The organism is Novosphingobium sp. ST904, from assembly GCF_001298105.1.
GTDB lineage: Bacteria > Pseudomonadota > Alphaproteobacteria > Sphingomonadales > Sphingomonadaceae > Novosphingobium.
Window position 1 is genome coordinate 40,260 of the sequence record NZ_LGJH01000153.1, and the last position, 18,400, is coordinate 58,659.

Genomic DNA, 18,400 nt, shown 5'->3' on the forward strand with positions numbered 1-18,400 from the left:
GGGATGGGATCTCCAAACAGGCGCAGCGATATTTTCGTCACGGTGCATTCCGGACATCGTCGAGCGCCTTTAGCGCGCGGCGGATATGGCGTTCGACGACGGTGGTCGAAACGCCGTACCGCGCGGCGATTTCGCGCTGGGTCAGACCTTCGAAGCGGTTGAGGCGGAAGATCGAGCAGGTCGGTTCGGGTAGCGAGGCCAATGCCGCCATGATGCGCTCCAGCATGTCGCGCCCGATGGCGATCCGGTCGGGCGCGGGGCTGTCATCCTCTACCCAGAGCAAGTCGGCCACTTCCGCTTCGACCAAGGCTCCGCGCCGTTTCGAGGCGCGCAGGGCATCGGTCGCCGCGTTCATGGCGAGACGGTGAAGATAAGCGCCGGGATTGTCTATCGGCGGATGATCGTGGACGGACTGGATCTTCAGCCACAAGCCTTGCGTCACATCCTCCGCCGCGCGCTCATCGCGCAGCATCCGCCGCAGCCGCTTCAGCAGCGACGGCCGCTCTCGCAGCAGCAGATGGGACAGGACGAAAGCGTTCGTGGACATCGTTTCCGCTCGACGGGAACGGGGCCACTAATCCAGTTGCGAGTAATTCGCAACTAGTCCCGTCGCTCTCCCATGTTCCCTGTTTCCCGGCCTTGCGGGAAAGTACTTGCCCGAAATCCGGCCAGTGATGGCGATGATCAGAAAGGCTGTGCGGAACGTCAGGTCCGCTAAGGCACCATCGAAACGATGCCTCGCCAATGCGCCGCGCGCCAAGTGGGCTGGCTAAGGATCAGTCGAAGGTGCCGCGATATCGGATGTCCGCATCGGAGCGGGTGTTGAATTCGACCATAATGCCCCCCGGCGCGCGCAGGAAAAATCGCGAACCGCGTTCATGGTGGAACACTGGCGTTTCGGCGACGAAGCCATCCGCCGCAAACCTGTCGTGCAAGGCGCAGACATCGTCATAGCCGGGCAGTTCAAGGCCGATGTGAAATGACATTGGCCAGCGAAGACCGGAAGGGTCGGTGGAAACGCATTCGCCAAAGGGGCGGTCCGGCTTGTCGGCGCCGATCGTGCGGATCGTGGGCGCGTCCGGGTCCGCATTCTCGATCACGACGTCGAGGCCGGGGCGCTTAAGGATAGCGAAATGGGGCTCGACGAATGCCGAGAGCGTGAAGCCTAGATAGTTCTCGAAGAATGCAGATGTGGCCGCGACGTCGGTCGGGAAGCTCATGTGTTTGAGTTTGGCGGGAAAAACATGCTTTTCCGTAACAGACTTTTGCATTCGGGGAGCCTTTGTATCTCTGTGGACGCCGAAAAAATGCGAGCTTAAACTCACTTTCACAACTCGCATTCCCAAAGGAGGCTCGCGCCTTGCCAGAAACGCCGATCGAGCCCCGCAAAACGCCGCGACAAGCGCGGTCCGCAGAGACCGTGCGCGCGATCCTGGAGGCTGCTGCTCGCATTCTGGAGACGAAGGGCTTCGACGGCTACAACACCAATGCCGTAGCTGAACTCGCCGGGGTCAGCATCGGATCGCTGTACCAGTACTTCCCCGGCAAGGATGCCTTGACCGCGGGGCTGATCCAGCGGGAAAAAGCACAGCTGCTCGAGGACGTCACGGCGATCGAAATCACCGATCCGCGCTCGGCGCTGTGCGCCGTCATTGCCGCCTGCGCCGCCCACCAGATGCGCCGTCCGGCTCTTGCTCGCCTGCTGGATTTCGAGGAACTGAGGCTGCGCTGCACGACCAGCAGTCTCATGCGGAAAACAGCCTCACGGCTGCCCTTGCGTCGATTCTGCGTCTGCTTCCAGGCCCGCTACCCGATCGGCTGGACACCACGGCGGCCGACTGTCTGGCGATCATCAAGGGCATCAACGATGCTGCAGGAGAGCGAGGTGAGACGGATATGGCGGGACTTGAAAAGCGAGTGAAGCGGGCCGTATTCGGCTATCTCGGGTTGGATATCTCTATCGCCATCTGACATCCGCGAGGATCCAATCTGGACGGCGGCGACATACCCCGCCGCCGTCGGTGATGGATTCGCGGGATGGGCCGACAGGCAAGACCGAGACCGCACTCCGATTCGTAGGCGGTTTTGATCCCGAGCGCAGGGCAGGGGCCTCCGGCAGAAAGCGCCTCCTTCCAGACGCAGGTGGTCTACAGCGGCAATCCCGAAAGCGGCCGCTTCGCCGAACGCCTCGACCAGCGATGAACCAGCAGCAAGCAGCTCGATCCAAGCATGAGTTTACGACCTGGCTGCAGTGATCAGAAAGTGAGGCATCCCGGCGGTTGGGTGATCCAGCCCTGAACTCGACAAAATCATCGATAACATAGGAAACGGCAAGGTCGGCCAATCCGTCCCAGACCATCAGGATCGTCAACAGGCTTCCAGCGAGAACAATGGGAATGCCCGTCCGGACGGTGAGGAAATAGAGCAGCGAGACGCGTTCTCGGCAGGATGCAGGGTTGCGGGAGAGCCGGCCATGCACGCGCGCTCCAGACCCGTTTGCCTTCATTTTTTTGACGCAATGAAAATATATGGGCGGCGGCCATGCCGGTCATGATGCGCCCCCAGCTCCAACTCAGCGATGGCCAGCGCGCGTCGTACAGCATCTGCGGATTCACGGGCCCACCGCCCGGGTTCATCTGGCACAGACGCTGGATATCAACGCGGCGACCTTGACGCGCCTGACCCAGCAACTCTCCGCTCTTGGACTGGTGGAGGAGACCCCGGCCAGCCCGGTGACGGTACGGGGACGTCCGACCGTTCCGGTATCCATCGCGGGGCACGGGGGCTGGTCCGTCGGCGCCACTGTCCATCCCGGCTGGCTCGAACTGGCGGTCATCGATTTCCGGGGCCAAGTGCTGTTCGAGGATTCGCGGCCCTTCGCGCAAGGCGATCCCAAGGTCTTCGCACGTACCCTGGACGAGCGGCTGCGGGCATTGGCGGCCGAGCGCGGCTTCATGCGCGGCCGATTTCTGGGGCTTGGCGTTGCGGTGGCGGGATATGCCATCGGCGGCGATCGCAACCGCCGCAGTGTGGTCGACTGGATCGCGCCTTGGGACGACATCCCGTTGCAGCAGGTACTGGAAAGCGTTCTCGACATGCCCGTCTGGATCGAGAACGATGCAGCCGCTGCCGCGCTTGCCGAATACTATCGCCCGGAGATCATGAGCCGCCATCGTTCGATCCTGGTGTTTTTCCTCGGCCACGGCGTTGGCGGTGGACTGATTGCCGAACGGGATCTCTTTGTGGGAGAATTCCATAACGCCGGCGAAGTCGGACGCCTGTTTCCCGGAGATCAGCCGCGTCCATCCGGCATCGACCTGCTCCAGACCCTGCGCGACGCCGGTGCAGAGGCCAGTTCGCTGGCCGATCTGGAAGGGTTGATGGACAGCCATCGCGCGGTCTTCGATGCGTGGATCGAGCGGGCGTCGGCACAATTGGCCATTGCGGTTCACAGCGGCGTCGCCTGGCTCGATCCTGGCGCGGTGGTCATCTCGGGCGCCTTGCCCAGGGCCGTTCTGGCCGCGCTAGCCGAGCAGGTGGAGGCCCACTGCGGCCGGCTTTTCGCCGGATATCGGGCCCCTACGCCGCGCATCTATGCGTCCTCGCTCGCCAGCAAGGCGGTGGTGCTCGGCGCTGCGCTCGCGCCTCTGCACGACGTTCTGGGCGCGCGAGGTTGAGCCGCCAGCGACGCCGCCGATTTAATTTCATGAAAGCAATTAAAACCGTCACGGAACGCGCCGAGAGCGCCCCTCGAGAACGCAAGCTCATGAGGGATTCCATGCAACCGAAGTCATTCCTGCTAATGAACGCCGCAGCGGCAGCGCTGCTTACCGGCGCGCCCGCGCTCGCCCAATCGGCGACGGACACGGCGACCGCGTCCCAAGATGCCCGGCCGACCGACATCATCGTTACCGGTTCCGCCCGTGCGCAGCGCCGGTTCGATGTGTCCTATGCCGTCAACACGCTGTCCGAAGACGATATCAAGAAGCTCGCGCCGCAGAGCATGGCCCAGCTTTTCAGCGTCGTTCCCGGCGTTCAGGTCGAATCGACCGGCGGCGAAGTGCAGAACATCACCCGCGTGCGCGGCATTCCCACCGACCGCGGCTACCTCTATTTCCAGCAGGACGGCCTGCCGCTGTTTCACGATCTGGACGGCTACTTCTTCAATTCCGGAGACGGCATGAACCGTACCGACCTGATGACGCAGCGGGTCGAAGTGGTGCGCGGCGGTCCGGCACCGATCTATGCCAGCGGCGCGGCGGCCATCGCCAACGTCATCACGCGGACCGGCAGCGATACGCCGCAGGGTGAAGCGCAAGTGACGCTGGGCACCAGCGGCCTCTACCGCCTCGATGCCTATCAGTCCGGTCCGCTGGGCAAGGACACGTACTATGCCGTCGGCGGCTTCCTTCGCCAGAACGACGGGTATCGCGATGCAGGCTTCCCTGCCGATCGCGGGGGCCAGATCCGCGCCAATCTGAAGCATGATTTCGATAACGGTTCGATCAAGGTGTCGGGCCAGTACACCAACGATCACAACATCTTCTATCTCTCGCTGCCCACCGCCGATCCGCGCGATCCTTCGGTCAGCCTGAACCCGTACCTCAATTCGCTGACCGGCACGCTCGATACCCCGGCGCTGCGCGCCGCCAACATTGCCTATCGCGACGGTAGCGGACAGGTCCAGAGCAACACTTACGACCTTGCCAATGGCCGCCACATGCGGTTCGGCAATGTGCAGGTCGATTATGAAGGCGATTTCGGCGAGTGGCACGTATCGGCCAAGGCCGGATATACGCAGGGGCGTTCGACCTTCGATGCCCTCTACACGACCTCCAATCCGGTGGATGCGGATACGTTCGCCGCCGGCTATCTGTCGGCAGCACAGTCCGCGTTCGGGAACGTCGCGTCGCTGGGCTATGCCATCGCCGGCACCAGCGGCGCGACTGTCTACGATCCGAACAGCGAATCCGGCCTCGTGCTTTCGGCACAGTATCGCCACACCGACGCCAAATTCTATTCCGGCCAGGGCGACCTGAGCGTCACCCGCAAATTCGAAACCGGTCTGGGCAGCCACGATGTTCGCGTCGGCGTCTACGGGGCGACCTGGGGCAGCACGATCTTCGGGGTCTATCAGAACTATCTGCTGCAAGTGGCCAATCAGCCGCAGATACTCGACCTTGTCGCTTATGGTGCGACCGGCTCGGTCAGCGGCTATGTTACCGATAACGGCGCACTGACCGATGCGGCGTCGCTGATCGGCGGCAAGTACGAAGCCAGGATGTTCGCAGTCTACGGCACCGATAGCTGGGACGTGACCGACAAGCTGCGCATCGATCTGGGTTTGCGCCAGGAATGGTACGATTACAGCGGATTTTCGCGCACCACTGCAGCCTATGATCTGGGCGATGCCACCACGCTGGCGGACAATGCCACGCGCGGCTTCACCGGCGCCATCGTCAACACGACGTTCAAGCCCAAGGCGACCAATTGGACTGTCGGCGCGAATTATGACCTGACGGACAATTTCGGCCTCTACGCCCGCGCGTCGCAGCTTCAGGTGCCTGCCAATGGCTCCGTAGTTGGCTCTGCCGGAGCTTCGTACACGGCATCGAAGGCCAAGCTCTACGAAGCAGGGGTCAAGGCTGTATTCGGCCGCTCCTACCTCTACCTCACGGGTTTCTACACCAGGTTCGACCCGCTCAATGCCAGCTTCGCCACCTACAACCCGGTGACGGGCCGCAGCGATCAGCCGATCCAGTTCCTCGGATCGGCTGAGGACAAGGGCGTGGAGGCAGACGGGCTGCTGCGCGTGGCGGGACCGTTCTCGATCGCGGGCGCCGTCACGGTGCAGGATCCCAAGTACATCAACTTCACCAGCAGCACCGGCGCCGACGCCGGGGACGTGCTGGGCAAGCAGATCGTGCGCCAGCCGAAGGTCTACGGCAACATCCGCCCGAGCCTGGATTTCAACCTTGCGGGCGGCGATCACCTGAGCCTCTACGGTCGCTACGATTACGTCGGCAAGCGCTATGTCGACGTCACGAACACCACGGCCTTGCCCGCTTATGGCTACTTCAGCGCGGGCGCGACCTTCAACCACGGGCCGTGGAGCCTTCAGGTCGTGGGCGACAACATCACCAATGCCCACGGCTTCACCGAAGGCAACACCGCCGGCGATACTCTGACCGGTCAGGGCACGCCGGAGGCAATCTTCGGGCGTCCGCTGTGGGGCCGTAACGTGCGCTTCGTGCTCGGCCTGAAATGGTGACGATCACGCGCTGACTGTCCGGCCCGGACCTTTGTGTTCGGGCCGCTTCCGCCGCGCCGCCAAGGCCGCGGCACTCCCTTTTCGATACTGGAAACGCTCGATGAAGATCATTCTTCTTGCCGCGGCCGCGCTGTCGCTGGCCGCTACGGCTGCACATGCCGCACCCACCCATCGTTCCACCGGCGAGATCATGGCCCAGATCCGCGATCCGCATGGCCGGCTCATCGTGGTCGCCCATCGCGGCTGTCACGAACCGGCGCCTCTTCACGGCTTCGGCGCGGCGCCTGAAAATTCGGTGCAGGCTCTCGAAAAGTGCGCGGCGATGGGCGTCGATATGATGGAAACCGACGTGCGCGAGAGCAAGGACGGCTACCTGGTCATCATGCATGACGAGACTGTGGACCGCACGACCACCGGTACCGGCAAGGTCGCCGATCTCACCCTGGCACAGATCAAGAGCCTGCGACTGCGCCAGGACGAGGGCGGCAGCGATGCCGCGGCAACCGACCAGTTCGTGCTCACGCTGGATGAGATGCTGGCGCTCGCCAAGGATCGCATCACGCTCAACCTGGACGTCAAGGACGCCATCTACCCGCAAGTGATCGCCGCCGTGCGCAAGGCGGGCGCCCAGAACCGCGTGACGCTGAAGACGCGGGTCGGCGTGGGCTCGCAACCGCTGGCCCCGATGGCGCCTTATGATGAGGTGCCTTTCCTTGTCATCCCAAAGGACGGCGACGACAGCGGCAAGAGCATTCCCGACATGATCGCCGCGCAAATGTCCGGCAAAATCAAACCTGTCGGCATCGAGCTTCCCTACCGCCTCCCGCGCGAGGCGCTGCCAGCCATTGTCAAGCGCGCGCAATCGCTGGGCGTTCGCCTGTGGGTGAACATGCTCGACGGCAATTTCGTCCTCGGTGCCGGGAGCGACAGGGATGCCTTGCGCGCGCCGGATGCCGTGTGGGGCAGTCTGGTGCGCGAAGGTGTTTCCATGCTGCTGACCGACGAGCCCGAAGCGATGCTGGCGATGCGTGACGCAAGCGGTCGGCGGTAATGATCGGGTAGGGGCTTCCAACAGCGAGGCCCTCCACGCAGTGCCCGGCCCCGTACCAAGGCTGCCCGCACCAACAGCACAATCAGCCGGAGCGGAACTGAGAAAGGCCCTCGTTCCCTTCAAGAACTCCAGTCGGTTGCAGGAGGCGCTGCGAGGTCCATGTTTTGCGAGCCGGCAAGGCAAGTGCTGAGCCCGCTACCTCGGGCGGGGCATGGACTTCGCCGCCGGGGCGTTGCAGACAGCGGGGCATGGGGGCTGATTTCCTGAAACGGATGGACTGGCTGGGCGCCGCGCGCGTCACCGGATACCTGCGACTTTTCGCGGTGCTTGCCGCCGTCATGCTGGCCTGGCTGGTGGGAACCTCGCACGGGGGGGTAGATGCCAACGGCTATCTGCTCGGCAGCGACTTCATCAGTTTCTGGACGACGGGCCACATGCTCTTCGCCCATGGCGACCCATACGACGGGGCCGCGCATATCGCGGCGCAGCGCACCTATTTCTCGGCGGAAGGCGCCTATACCGCATTCTATTACCCGCCTTCGTTCCTGCCGTTCTGCTGGCCGCTTGGCGGGCTGCCCTATTTTCCGGCGCTCGGGGCATGGTTGCTGATGACGGGCGCGTTGTACCTCGGCGCGGTGCGGTGCTGGTGGGAACGGGCGGCGACCGGGGTGCCGCTGTGGCTCCTGTTCGCGGCCTTCCCCGCAGTGCGATCGTCGTGACGCATGGGCAGACGGCATTCCTCGTTTGCGGCCTGCTTGGACTGGGCGCCTGGCTGGTGCCGACCCGGCCCTGGATCGCGGGCGCCTTGTTTGGGCTGGCGACGATCAAGCCGCAGTTCGGGCTGCTGCTCCCCCTCGTGCTGGTGGCGACCGGGCAATGGCGAGTTATCGCCTCGGCCTGCATCACGGCCGCTGCGCTGGCCTTGCTCTCCGCATGGGCATTCGGCGCGCAGGCCTGGATCGGCTGGCTGGGGGCGAGCGAGCGGGCGCAGGCGGCGATGGCCCATGGGCAGATCGGCTACGGCAAGATGATGAGCCCGTTTGCGGGAATGCGCCTCATCGGCGCCTCGATGGGCCTGAGCTATGCCGTGCAGGGGCTGGTGACGCTGGCGGTGGCCGGCCTGGTGCTGTGGGCCTGCCTGCGCAAGGGACGGGCAGGGGCCTGGACGCCGGGGCTGGCCGCGCTGATGCTGGCCGGCGCCCCCCTGGCGACGCCCTATGTGCTGGACTATGACATGGTGCTGCTGGCCTTCCCGATGCTCTGGCTGGTGGGCGAGGGGCTGCGCAGCGGCTTTGCGCCTTACGAGAAGCTGGCGCTCGTGCTCGCCTTTGCCGCGCCCGCGCTGGCGCGCCCGCTGGCGCTTGGTTTCGATATCCCGGTCATGCCTCTGGTCCTCGTGCTGTTCTTCGGGGTAGTCTGGCGGAGGGCAACCTCGGAAGCTTCCGGGCATTCCAGGGCAATACCCTGATAAAGGAGCCAAAAGTGGCCGAACCCAAGCCCCGCATCGGCCGCAACATCGCGCTGCTGATCGATGCCGACAATGCCTCTCCCGCCAATCTCGATGCGGCGCTGACGATCCTGGGCGATCTCGGCACGGTCAACGTGCGGCGCATCTACGGCAACTGGAGCAAGCCCGCGCTCAAGGGCTGGTCCCGGCTCGTGCATCGCCACGCGCTGGAGCCGCAGCAGCAGTTCGACCTGACCAAGGGCAAGAACGCCACAGACATGAAGATGACGATCGACGCGATGGACCTCCTATACGGAGGCCATGTCGACGGTTTCGGACTGATGACGAGCGACAGCGACTTCATGCCGCTCGCCATCCGCATCCGCCAGAACGGCACGCCGGTCTATGGCTTCGGCACCGCCCGCACGCCCGAGGCGTTTCGCGAGGCCTGCACGCGGTTCATCGATCTCGACGCCATGCCGGACGAGGACGCGGTCGAACCGGCGAGCGAAGCGGCAAAGCCCGCCATCGACGATGAACTGGTGAAGCTGCTGGGGGAGGCGTGGAAGGCCAGCAAGCGGGACGAAATGGGGTTTGCGAGCCTGTCCGAAGTGGGGCAGCGCGTGGCGAACCGCTCCAGCTTCGATGCCCGCAGCTATGGTTTCTCGCGCTTGTCGGAACTGGTGCAGACACTGCCCAATTTCGCGACAGAGCGGCGGGAAAGCGGGCTGTTCGTCAAGCGGACGCGCTAGAGCCGCTCAATTTGCGGAGGTGTCCAGCTTGGTCTTGCGCACTTCCGCCGCCACTTCGGGATCGGTCTTGGCGATGTGCTGGGCCATGGCCTCGATCACCAGCGGGCCGACTTCGGCCTCGGCTTCGGGCGAAATATAGTTCGACCACCTGGCGTCGATCTGGATCTTCTGCGCATTCAGCGCCGACATCCGCTTGCCCAGCGGCGTGGCGAAGAAGTCCTTGATGAACTTCATGTCCGCACCGTCTACCTGAAGCGAGGCATCGATCGCGGCGGAACCGATATCGGCCGAAAGGCTCTCCGCCGATATTTCCCTGGAAGCCATCGCATCGCGGGCGGTGGCGCCCATCGCGTTGCGTTCGGCCACGGTCGAGATGAAGCGTGTCATTTGCGGGGAACGGAGGAAAACCCCGATTTCGGCCGCTTCCGAGGCGGACAGGTTCGCCTTGTAGAGCGCCGCGAGATCACTGCGGTACAGCGGTACGATCCGCTGGGCTTCCTGCACCATCATCGGCTTCAGGGCATCGGAAAATGCCCGGAGCAGGCCCGGATAAGCGGTTTCGAGTTCGGCCATTTCCTCGTCGGCGGCCAGACCGTCGACCATGGCCTTCAGCATGGCGTTGCTGGACCGGGCCATCTGCTCGTCAGTGACGACGATACCGGCAAGCTCGTCCCAAACCGCCTGCTGCGAGACGGCCGCAGTGGCGGCGAGCGAGGGGACGGCCCCGGCCGGGGTGAACGAGATCGCGGCCAGCGCCGCGAGCATAAGAGCGTTACGCATCGATCAGTTCCGGGTCGATCTCGCCGGCGCGGTTCTGGATGAACATGAAGCGATGTTCGGGATTGCGGCCCATCAGGCGGTCCACAAGGTCCTTCACCGCCGCGCGGCCTTCGTATTCCGGCGGCAGGGTGATGCGGATGAGCGAGCGGCTTTCCGGCGCCATCGTCGTTTCACGAAGCTGCTGCGGGTTCATTTCGCCCAGACCCTTGAACCGGCCCACTTCGACCTTCTTGTTCTTGAACACCGTTGCTTCCAGTTCGGCGCGGTGTGCGTCGTCACGGGCATAGGCCGAAGTCGAGCCTGCGGTGAGGCGGTAAAGCGGCGGCTGCGCGAGGTAGAGGTGCCCGCGCTTCACGATGTCCGGCATCTCCTGGAAGAAGAAGGTCATCAGCAGCGTGGCGATATGCGCACCGTCAACGTCGGCGTCGGTCATGATGATGACGCGGTCGTAGCGCAGGTTGTCGGCGTTGCAGTCCTTGCGGGTGCCGCAGCCGAGCGCGAGGCCGAGGTCGGCGATTTCCGAGTTCCCGCGGATCTTGTCCGCCGTGGCCGAGGCCACGTTGAGGATCTTGCCCCGGATCGGCAGGATGGCCTGGGTCTTGCGGTTGCGCGCCTGCTTGGCCGATCCGCCTGCCGAATCGCCTTCGACGATGAACAGTTCGGTCTCGCCCGGGCCTTCGCCCGAACAGTCCGTCAGCTTGCCGGGAAGACGCAGCTTGCGGGCATTGGTGGCGGTCTTGCGCTTGACCTCCCGCTCGGCCTTGCGGCGCAGGCGGTCGTCCATGCGTTCCATCACCGCGCCGAGCAGCGCCTTGCCGCGATCGAGGTTGTCCGTGAGGAAGTGGTCGAAATGGTCGCGCACCGCCGCTTCCACGAGGCGGGCGGCCTCGGGGCTGGTGAGGCGGTCCTTGGTCTGGCTCTGGAACTGGGGATCGCGGATGAAGACCGAGAGCATGACTTCGCTGCCGGTCACCACGTCATCCGGGGTGATGTCCTTGGCCTTCTTGGCCTGCCCCACCAGGTCCGCGAAAGCGCGGATGCCCTTGGTCAGCGCGGCGCGAAGGCCCTGTTCGTGCGTGCCGCCGTCCGGGGTGGGGATGGTGTTGCAGTACCAGGAATAGGAACCGTCGGAATAGAGCGGCCAGGCGATCGCCCATTCGACGCGGCCCTGTTCGGAACCGTCATCGCCGCGCTGGAAATCCTGGCGCCCGGAGAAGAACTGCGTGGTCACGCATTCACGGGTGCGATCTGCTCCGCCAGATGATCGGCAAGGCCGCCGGGGAACTGGAAGGTCGATTCGGCGGGAACATCCTCGGAAGCGAGCGAGGGCGCGCATTTCCAGCGGATTTCGACGCCCGCGAAAAGATAGGCCTTCGAACGCACCAGCTTGAACAGGCGCGCGGGCTTGAACTGCTGGTCTCCGAAAATCTCGGTATCGGGCGTGAAGCTGACCGCCGTACCGCGCCGGTTGGGCGCCGCGCCGACTTTCTGGAGCGGCCCGAGCGTGACCCCCCGCGAGAATTCCTGCGCGAAGAGTTCCTTGTTGCGGGCCACTTCTACGCGGGTAAGGCTGGACAGGGCGTTGACCACCGAGATGCCGACGCCGTGCAGGCCGCCCGACGTGGCATAGGCCTTGCCCGAGAACTTGCCGCCCGAGTGCAGCGTCGAGAGGATGACCTCCAGCGCCGACTTGCCGGGGAACTTGGGGTGTTCGTCAACCGGGATACCGCGACCGTTGTCGGTGATGGTCAGCCGGTTGCCTTCGTCCAGCGTGACCTCGATGCGGTTGGCGTGGCCGGCCACGGCCTCGTCCATCGCGTTGTCCAGCACTTCGGCGGCGAGATGGTGCAGCGCGCGCTCGTCGGTGCCGCCGATGTACATGCCGGGACGACGGCGGACGGGCTCGAGCCCTCCAGCACTTCGATCGCGGAACCATCGTAGGATTCCCCGCCCGCAGACGGGAGCTTGTCGAACAGGTCATCGGACATGGCCGGGACTATAGGGCGGCTAAACCCGCGATCAAGCACGGCTTCGTGCTTATCCGCAAAGAGATGTTCGCGGTCTGATCTTTTTCGGGATTCGGGCAGGCGCGGGGAGGGGAAGCACCGCGTGGCCGATGGCGATTCGCGGCGGTGTTTGCCGGGTCTATTTCTTCCTGGTCTTGCCCGTCTTGCCTGCGGGTTTCGTTGCGGCCCCGGCGCAGGGCCAGGCGCTGCGCGTGGCGGCAAAGACCACGTCGGAGCCGGATTCGCTTTGAACCCTGGGATTGTCGCGCAGGTAGCCGACCGTGGCTTCCCGGAGCTGGCTGATCGTCACCCCCGCCGGAATGCAGCTCTTGGATTTGTGCGCGGTATTGAAGGCATCCACCGCGCCGGTGATGTAGGCGATGCATTCGTAGGTCTTCTCGACGTAGCTGTTGCTGCCGCGCTGGGCGGTGCAGCTCTCGTAGAGCTGGGCGCCGGTATAGAAACTGGCATTGGCGGCGCCGGGCACGAACCCCAGCGGCAGGATCAGGGCAAGGCAGGCCAGCTTCCGGGACATCATTCTTGAAACTCTCCAACCCATATGCGAGCCGTTTTTCAGCGGCCCTCGGCGCTTGAGGCGCGCCCTCAGTTCGACGGCTTCCACGAGATCACGCGCCAGAGATACCAGACCACGGTGCCCAGCGCGAAGGCGAGCGTGCCCCATCCGATCCAGGTTTCGGCCTCGGCGAAAGTATGGCCCAGCCACCGGCCCGCCATCAGCAGGATCGTGTTCCAGATCGCCGCGCCGGCCGCGGTGTAGAGCAGGAAGGGCAGGTGCCGCATGTGGGCGAGCCCGGCCGGAACCGAGACCATGGTGCGGAACATCGGCATGAAGCGCATGACGAACACCACCCAGTGGCCGTGCCTGCGGAAGAAATGCCCGGCTTTCTCCACGTCGCCCCATTCCAGCGTCAGCCAGCGGCCCCAGCGATCTATCAGCGGGCGGAGACGCTCGTAGCCGAGGCGGTCGGCGGCGAGGAACAGCACGTAGTTGCCGAGCGTGGCGCTGCCGTTCCCGCGAGCAGGACCGGCAGGAAATCCATGCGGCCATGCGCGATGGCGATCCCGGCGAGGCCCATGATAAGCTCCGAGGGGATCGGCGGCACGATGTTCTCGAGCGCCATGAGGAACAGGATGCCCCAATAGCCGCCGCCCTCGACGAGGGAGATCACCCATTCATTCATGCGGCGCTGCTCCGGCCTGGCGGTAACCGCCTACATCGCGGCGTGGCGGACCTCGATGGCGTCCCAGATCATGGCGCCGGTGTCGGTTCCATTGAACCGGTCGATCGCGACGATGCCGGTGGGGGAAGTCACATTGATTTCGGTCAGCCATTTTCCGCCAATCACGTCGATACCGACGAAAACCAGCCCCCGCGCCTTGAGTTCCGGGGCAAGCGCCGCACAGATTTCCTCTTCCGCCGAAGTGAGGCCGGTGGCCTCGGCCGAGCCGCCCACCGCGAGGTTGGAGCGGAACTCGCCGGCACCGGGCTTGCGGTTGATGGCGCCTGCGAACACGCCGTCCACCAGGACGATGCGCTTGTCGCCCTCGGCAACGTCGGGGAGGAAGGGCTGGACCATGAACGGTTCTACCCAGGCGTTCTCGAACATCTCGATCAGCGCGCCCAGGTTGCTGCCGTCGGCGGGCACGCGGAACACTGCCTTGCCGCCGTTGCCGTGCAGCGGCTTGATGACGAGGTCGCCGCCGAAACCGGCTTCGACGTTGCGCTGCTGGAACAGGCGCACGTCCTCGATGCGGCGGGCGATGAAGGTGGGCGGCATGAAGCGCGCATAGTCCAGCACAAAGACCTTTTCGGGCGCATTGCGGACCGAAGCGGGATCGTTGACCACCAGCGTCTGCCCGGCCAGCCGCTCAAGCAGGTGCGTGGCGGTGATGTAGCCGAGGTCGAAAGGCGGGTCCTGCCGCATCAGCACCACGTCGATATCGGCCACGAGGTCGATCAGGCGATACTCGCCGCGCGTGAAGTGCGCGCCTTCCACGCGCTGAACCGTAACCGGGGCACCCCAGCAGGTGAGGCGTCCGGCAGCGCCAGAGGACGCGTCATAGGCGAGCGTGCGCACGTCATAATGGAACAGTTCGTGCCCGCGCGCCTGCGCCGAGAGCATGAGCGCGAACGAGGAATCACCCGCGATCTTGATCGATTCCAGCGGGTCCATCTGAACGGCGATGCGTAAGGTCATGAAAAGTCTGGTCCTCGCGGATATGTACCGAGCGGTATCTTTCGGGAAGGCGGCTTAATCGGAATCGGCGCCGGGCGCGAATGATTTTGGGGCTGGTCCTGCAACTTTGCAGATCGGGCTACAGGTCCGGCTGCCAGGCATTGGCGATCCGGCGCGGCCAGCAGCCGGGCGCCATCAGCAGGACGTCCACCCTCAGGCTGTCGCCCGGCTTCCGGTACCGGTGGGCGACGGCCTCGGCGGCGGCCGCCACGCGGCGCAGGCGGTGATGATCTATCGCATGGTCGAGATCGGCGCGGCGCGCGCGCCACTTCACCTCGACGAAGCACAGCGTGCGGCCGCGCCGGGCGACGATATCGACCTCGCCGCGACCGGTCTTGACCCGCCGGGCGCGGATGCTCCAGCCGGTGAGCCGCAAGTACCATGCGGCCAGAGCCTCCCCCCGGCGCCCCTTGCGCTCCGCTTCGGCGCGCTGCCTGCTCACTTCAGCTCCATCGCCCGGGCATAGAGCACCTTGCGATCGAGCCCGGTTGCCTTCGCCACCGTTCCGGCCGCCTGCGAGGGCTTCGCCAGCGCCAGTTCGGCGCGGAGCAGGGCGTCGACATCCACCTCGCCGATCGGTTCCTCGCCGGGAGGGGCGACGAGCAGGACGATCTCGCCCTTGGGCGGGTGCGCCGCGTAATGGGCGATAAGCTCGCCGGGCGTGCCGCTGCGGCATTCCTCGAACTTCTTGGTAAGTTCGCGCGCCACCGCGACTTCGCGGCCGGGCAGGACCGCGCCGATGGCCTCAAGCGCATCGTCGAGGCGCGGGGCGGTTTCGTAGAAGATCAGCGTGGCCGGCACTCTGGCGAGATCCGCCAGCACCGTCTCGCGCGCCTTGGCCTTGTTGGGCAGGAAGCCGGCGAACAGGAAGCGGTCGTTAGGCAGGCCGGAAAGCGTCATGGCCATGACCGCCGCATTCGCGCCGGGCAGGCTGGTGACGGGAATGCCCCGTTCCCGCGCGATCCTGACGAGGCGATAGCCGGGGTCGGAGATCAGCGGCGTTCCGGCATCGCTGACCAGCGCCACCGGCTCGCTTTCCATCAGCGCCAGCAGCCGCTCGCGGTCGGCTTCGCCGGCGTGATCGTCATAACGGATCATCTTCTGCTTGATGCCGAGGTGATGCAGGAGCTTCCCGGTGATGCGCGTGTCCTCGCAGGCGACCGCGCTCACGCCTTTGAGGATCTCCACGGCGCGAAAGGTAATGTCCCCAAGGTTGCCAATCGGGGTTGCCACTATGTAGAGGCCTGAGGTGAGAGTGTGTTCCATCGCAGGGACTCATGGCCCAAGCACTATGGGAGCGGCAAGCAATGTTCTATAATCGCCTGAACCGGCGCAATCTTCTCGCGGCGGCAGCGATGGCAGCCCTCGCGGGTTGCGCAGTGGTCCCCAAGGCGCCCGCGCCGGCTCCCGCCCCCGCCCCCACGCCAACGGCGCCGGAAAGCGAGATTCCCACCGATACCGAACGTCACCGCGTGGCGCTGCTGGTGCCGATCAGCGGGCCCAACGCGGGCGTCGGCCAGTCGCTCGCCAATGCGGCGAACATGGCACTGCTCGATACCGGCGCGAAGAACCTGCGCATCACCACTTACGACACCGGCACGAATCCGGGCGAAGCCGCCCGCCGCGCCATCGCCGACGGCAACAAGCTGATTCTCGGTCCACTGCTGTCTGACGACATCGCCTCGGTCGCGGCTGTCGCCAAGCCTGCGCACGTGCCGCTCATCTCTTTCTCGAACGACGAGAAGGCGGCCGGCAAGGATGTCTTCATCATCGGTAATCTGCCGGGCCAGTCGATCGCCCGCACGGTCGGCTATGCGCGGGGCAAGGGCATCAGCACGTTCGCGGCTCTCGTACCCAAGGGCGACTATGGCGAACGCGTGAGCAGCTCGCTCCTCGCCTCGGTGCGGGACAGCGGCGGCTCGGTCGTGGCCATGGAAACCTATGATCGCACCGCCGCCTCGATCGGTGCGGCGGCCAATCGCATCAAGGCCAAGAGCGGCTACGGTGCGCTGCTCATTGCTGACAGCGGCAGTCTTTCGGCCAAGGCAGCGGTTTCCTACCGCGCGGCCGGTGGCGGTGCAGGCGTGCGCCTGCTCGGCACCGAACTGTGGGGCGGTGAGCGCGAACTGGCGACCAGCCCGGCGCTCAACGGCGCCTGGTTCTCCACCGTGTCCGACGTTCGCTTCGCGCAGTTTTCCAAGAGCTATCGCAGCCGCTTCGGCGCCGCGCCCTTCCGCATCGCAACGCTTGGCTACGATGCCGTGCTGCTGACCCTGCGCGTTACCCGCGCCTGGGTTCCCGGCAAGGCGTTCCCCACCGGCGAGATGCTGGATCCGGGTGGCTTCCTCGGCATGGACGGTCCGTTCCGCTTCAACCGGAACGGCCTGATCGAACGCGCTCTGGAGGTTCGCGCGGTGGACGGCGGCGCGATCAAGGTCATCAGCGCTGCCCCCAGCGGTTTCGCCAAGGACTAGGTCTCGCGATCCGGCTGCGTTCGGGGGGGCGGCTAGGACGGCGGCTTGCCGCCGTCCTCGGGTAACATCTTCGAGGCTTTTCGCCGGTCCGCAGCGGTTTTGCCGATCTGGCGTTCCAGTTTCGCCTGAAAGCTGGCGATGTCCAGAATCTCGAGATCGGGATCGGGGCGGCGCCAGCTTTCGTTTTTTGCGCGCGACCGGCGTAGCGCCCTTATGACCAGGCAGACGATCCCGGTGCCTATCGCGGCGATCAGGAGACAGGCCAGGATCAGCCCGCTGGTCATGGCCGGGCCTATCCGATCGCGGGCGAGGGAGCCGGAAGGTCCGCCAGATGGGCGACGACGCGCCTGAAGCCTTCGGCAGTGGCCAGCGCCAGATCGATGGGCCGCCCGCCAAGGTCGTCCCGGTCCTCGTTGAGATAGGCGATGGCCGCGTCCTTGTTTCCAAGCGTGAGGAGCGCGCACCGCGTCACGTCCCCTTGCCGCCGCGCTTCGTCCTGCGTGAGCGGGTTGCGGGCTTGCCAGCGGTTCCTGTTCTTGCGCGGGGCCGGATCGGGGGGAGTATCCGTCATCGTCGTGTTCCCTTCAGAATGAGCGCGCAACCGAAGCCGGAAATGTTCCGCGACGGGGCCTCAAGTGGGCTGTTCGGTATGCTCGGTGGTTTCGGTCTGGGCACGCTCCGCCTCGCGGAGAGCGCGGCTGGCTTCCATCTTGCTGATACGGTCGGACATCGCTCTCCACGCGGCTTCGGAGCGCAGTTCGCGCTCCCGCACATTCGAGAGCATCGCCTGCTGGGCGGCAGAGGCCGCCTCCTGAGCCCTTGCGTCGCAGAATGCTTTGGTCAGGCTCATCAGCTGCGCCATGGGCCCGACCCGGGTTGCCGGGGTTGTGTCAGGGGGGCGCCGGGCATCAGGCCAGCTTCACCAGATTGACGGCAGAGGCTTTCCCGTTGCGCGCAATCTGAATGTCGTAAGTGAAGCGGTCGCCCAGTGCCAGGGTCTCAAGCCCCACGGCATGGGCGCTCGATATGTGGACGAAGTTGTCTCCGCCGCCGTCCTCGGGACGCAAGAAGCCGTAACCTTTTGCAAGGCTAAGGAATTGGACAATTCCGGTTTGCATGTTTTCCCTCTCATGAAAAAACGTCCCGCAAAAGCGAGAATGTGGAGAGAGATTTTCAAAAACGATTAATCGAAATGGCCAATAAAGGCGTGATTCCCGATTTCATGGGAGTGCCGTTGCGGCCATCGAAATCTGAAAGATCAAATCTATCGGGCGAGTGTAACACGGCCCGAAGGTCTGTCCTATTTAATTATGCCGCCGCAGGCCCGGCACAGATCCACTCTGAGATCGCCCGCCGCGCAT

17 protein-coding genes and 4 pseudogenes are annotated in these 18,400 nt (G+C 64.9%); 8 read left to right on the forward strand and 13 right to left on the reverse strand.

Annotation, left to right across the window (positions count from 1 at the left end; translation table 11 throughout):
* Positions 1–37: 37 nt before the first annotated feature.
* Complete coding sequence (locus ADT71_RS17600; protein ID WP_054438880.1) at positions 38–547, reverse strand: RNA polymerase sigma factor; 510 nt, start codon at positions 545–547, stop codon at positions 38–40.
* Between the two features lie 229 nt (positions 548–776).
* Positions 777–1,331: a VOC family protein gene (locus ADT71_RS17605; protein WP_197283065.1), complete on the reverse strand. Its 555-nt coding sequence runs from the start codon at positions 1,329–1,331 to the stop codon at positions 777–779.
* A gap of 89 nt (positions 1,332–1,420) precedes the next feature.
* Here ADT71_RS17605 and ADT71_RS35855 point away from each other — a divergent pair.
* The 7 genes and pseudogenes from ADT71_RS35855 to ADT71_RS17635 form a co-directional block, all read left to right on the forward strand.
* Positions 1,421–1,498: pseudogene (locus tag ADT71_RS35855) on the forward strand (TetR/AcrR family transcriptional regulator); the annotation flags it as partial.
* A gap of 143 nt (positions 1,499–1,641) precedes the next feature.
* Positions 1,642–1,971: a hypothetical protein gene (locus ADT71_RS35860; protein WP_369818302.1), complete on the forward strand. Its 330-nt coding sequence runs from the start codon at positions 1,642–1,644 to the stop codon at positions 1,969–1,971.
* Positions 1,972–2,669: 698 nt separating this feature from the next.
* Positions 2,670–3,677 carry an ROK family protein gene (locus ADT71_RS17615; RefSeq protein ID WP_231635984.1) on the forward strand — a complete coding sequence of 336 codons (1,008 nt, stop codon included), beginning with the start codon at positions 2,670–2,672 and terminating at the stop codon, positions 3,675–3,677.
* A 101-nt stretch (positions 3,678–3,778) separates the two neighbouring features.
* Positions 3,779–6,271, forward strand: a complete 2,493-nt coding sequence (locus ADT71_RS17620; protein ID WP_054438883.1) for a TonB-dependent receptor — start codon at positions 3,779–3,781, stop codon at positions 6,269–6,271.
* A 100-nt stretch (positions 6,272–6,371) separates the two neighbouring features.
* Positions 6,372–7,322 carry a glycerophosphodiester phosphodiesterase family protein gene (locus ADT71_RS17625; RefSeq protein WP_054438979.1) on the forward strand — a complete coding sequence of 317 codons (951 nt, stop codon included), beginning with the start codon at positions 6,372–6,374 and terminating at the stop codon, positions 7,320–7,322.
* Positions 7,323–7,756: 434 nt separating this feature from the next.
* A pseudogene (locus ADT71_RS17630) lies at positions 7,757–8,790 on the forward strand (glycosyltransferase family 87 protein).
* Between the two features lie 14 nt (positions 8,791–8,804).
* A complete protein-coding gene (locus ADT71_RS17635; protein ID WP_231635985.1) occupies positions 8,805–9,521 on the forward strand; it encodes an NYN domain-containing protein in 717 nt (238 codons plus the stop codon).
* Positions 9,522–9,527: 6 nt separating this feature from the next.
* Here ADT71_RS17635 and ADT71_RS17640 read toward each other — a convergent pair whose 3' ends face one another.
* From ADT71_RS17640 to rsmI, 7 genes and pseudogenes are all read right to left on the reverse strand, one after another.
* Positions 9,528–10,301 (reverse strand): hypothetical protein, encoded by a 774-nt coding sequence (locus tag ADT71_RS17640; RefSeq protein WP_132468791.1) that lies wholly within the window; start codon positions 10,299–10,301, stop codon positions 9,528–9,530.
* Positions 10,294–12,289, reverse strand: a pseudogene (gene parE, locus ADT71_RS17645) (DNA topoisomerase IV subunit B). Before parE ends, ADT71_RS17640 begins: the two are co-directional and overlap by 8 nt.
* Positions 12,290–12,446: 157 nt before the next feature.
* Positions 12,447–12,845: a Rap1a/Tai family immunity protein gene (locus tag ADT71_RS17650; protein WP_082370420.1), complete on the reverse strand. Its 399-nt coding sequence runs from the start codon at positions 12,843–12,845 to the stop codon at positions 12,447–12,449.
* Positions 12,846–12,910: 65 nt separating this feature from the next.
* A pseudogene (locus ADT71_RS17655) lies at positions 12,911–13,509 on the reverse strand (DedA family protein).
* A gap of 30 nt (positions 13,510–13,539) precedes the next feature.
* Positions 13,540–14,526 (reverse strand): glutathione synthase, encoded by a 987-nt coding sequence (gshB, locus tag ADT71_RS17660; RefSeq protein ID WP_054438888.1) that lies wholly within the window; start codon positions 14,524–14,526, stop codon positions 13,540–13,542.
* 118 nt (positions 14,527–14,644) lie between these two features.
* Positions 14,645–15,007 carry a YraN family protein gene (locus ADT71_RS17665; protein WP_054438890.1) on the reverse strand — a complete coding sequence of 121 codons (363 nt, stop codon included), beginning with the start codon at positions 15,005–15,007 and terminating at the stop codon, positions 14,645–14,647.
* Positions 15,004–15,831 (reverse strand): 16S rRNA (cytidine(1402)-2'-O)-methyltransferase, encoded by an 828-nt coding sequence (gene rsmI / locus ADT71_RS17670; protein WP_054438892.1) that lies wholly within the window; start codon positions 15,829–15,831, stop codon positions 15,004–15,006. Before rsmI ends, ADT71_RS17665 begins: the two co-directional genes overlap by 4 nt.
* 41 nt (positions 15,832–15,872) lie before the next feature.
* Here rsmI and ADT71_RS17675 point away from each other — a divergent pair, with 41 nt between their 5' ends.
* Complete coding sequence (locus tag ADT71_RS17675; protein WP_082370421.1) at positions 15,873–17,039, forward strand: penicillin-binding protein activator; 1,167 nt, start codon at positions 15,873–15,875, stop codon at positions 17,037–17,039.
* Positions 17,040–17,071: 32 nt separating this feature from the next.
* On the opposite strand, the gene ADT71_RS17680 is transcribed toward ADT71_RS17675, so the two are convergent.
* From ADT71_RS17680 to ADT71_RS17695, 4 genes are read right to left on the reverse strand one after another with little or no spacing between them, the layout of a single operon-like run.
* Positions 17,072–17,323 carry a hypothetical protein gene (locus ADT71_RS17680; RefSeq protein WP_054438894.1) on the reverse strand — a complete coding sequence of 84 codons (252 nt, stop codon included), beginning with the start codon at positions 17,321–17,323 and terminating at the stop codon, positions 17,072–17,074.
* An 8-nt stretch (positions 17,324–17,331) separates the two neighbouring features.
* The gene (locus tag ADT71_RS17685; protein ID WP_054438895.1) at positions 17,332–17,610 is read right to left on the reverse strand and encodes an antitoxin Xre/MbcA/ParS toxin-binding domain-containing protein; all 279 of its coding nucleotides are present in this window, start codon (positions 17,608–17,610) and stop codon (positions 17,332–17,334) included.
* A 60-nt stretch (positions 17,611–17,670) separates the two neighbouring features.
* The gene (locus ADT71_RS17690) at positions 17,671–17,889 is read right to left on the reverse strand and encodes a hypothetical protein (protein WP_054438896.1); all 219 of its coding nucleotides are present in this window, start codon (positions 17,887–17,889) and stop codon (positions 17,671–17,673) included.
* Positions 17,890–17,947: 58 nt separating this feature from the next.
* On the reverse strand, positions 17,948–18,157 hold the full coding sequence (locus tag ADT71_RS17695; RefSeq protein WP_054438897.1) for a cold-shock protein: 210 nt from the start codon (positions 18,155–18,157) through the stop codon (positions 17,948–17,950).
* Positions 18,158–18,400: the final 243 nt, after the last annotated feature.

Bases quoted from the DNA above. Each gene is read 5' to 3' on its own strand.
- ADT71_RS17690 (WP_054438896.1), bottom strand. From the start codon at position 17,889: ATGAGCCTGACCAAAGCATTCTGCGACGCAAGGGCTCAGGAGGCGGCC.
- ADT71_RS17675 (WP_082370421.1), top strand. From the start codon at position 15,873: ATGTTCTATAATCGCCTGAACCGGCGCAATCTTCTCGCGGCGGCAGCG.
- ADT71_RS17680 (WP_054438894.1), bottom strand. From the start codon at position 17,323: ATGACCAGCGGGCTGATCCTGGCCTGTCTCCTGATCGCCGCGATAGGC.
- ADT71_RS17695 (WP_054438897.1), bottom strand. From the start codon at position 18,157: ATGCAAACCGGAATTGTCCAATTCCTTAGCCTTGCAAAAGGTTACGGC.
- ADT71_RS17640 (WP_132468791.1), bottom strand. From the start codon at position 10,301: ATGCGTAACGCTCTTATGCTCGCGGCGCTGGCCGCGATCTCGTTCACC.
- ADT71_RS17685 (WP_054438895.1), bottom strand. From the start codon at position 17,610: ATGACGGATACTCCCCCCGATCCGGCCCCGCGCAAGAACAGGAACCGC.
- ADT71_RS17620 (WP_054438883.1), top strand. From the start codon at position 3,779: ATGCAACCGAAGTCATTCCTGCTAATGAACGCCGCAGCGGCAGCGCTG.
- ADT71_RS17625 (WP_054438979.1), top strand. From the start codon at position 6,372: ATGAAGATCATTCTTCTTGCCGCGGCCGCGCTGTCGCTGGCCGCTACG.
- ADT71_RS17600 (WP_054438880.1), bottom strand. From the start codon at position 547: ATGTCCACGAACGCTTTCGTCCTGTCCCATCTGCTGCTGCGAGAGCGG.
- gshB (WP_054438888.1), bottom strand. From the start codon at position 14,526: ATGACCTTACGCATCGCCGTTCAGATGGACCCGCTGGAATCGATCAAG.
- ADT71_RS17650 (WP_082370420.1), bottom strand. From the start codon at position 12,845: ATGATGTCCCGGAAGCTGGCCTGCCTTGCCCTGATCCTGCCGCTGGGG.
- rsmI (WP_054438892.1), bottom strand. From the start codon at position 15,831: ATGGAACACACTCTCACCTCAGGCCTCTACATAGTGGCAACCCCGATT.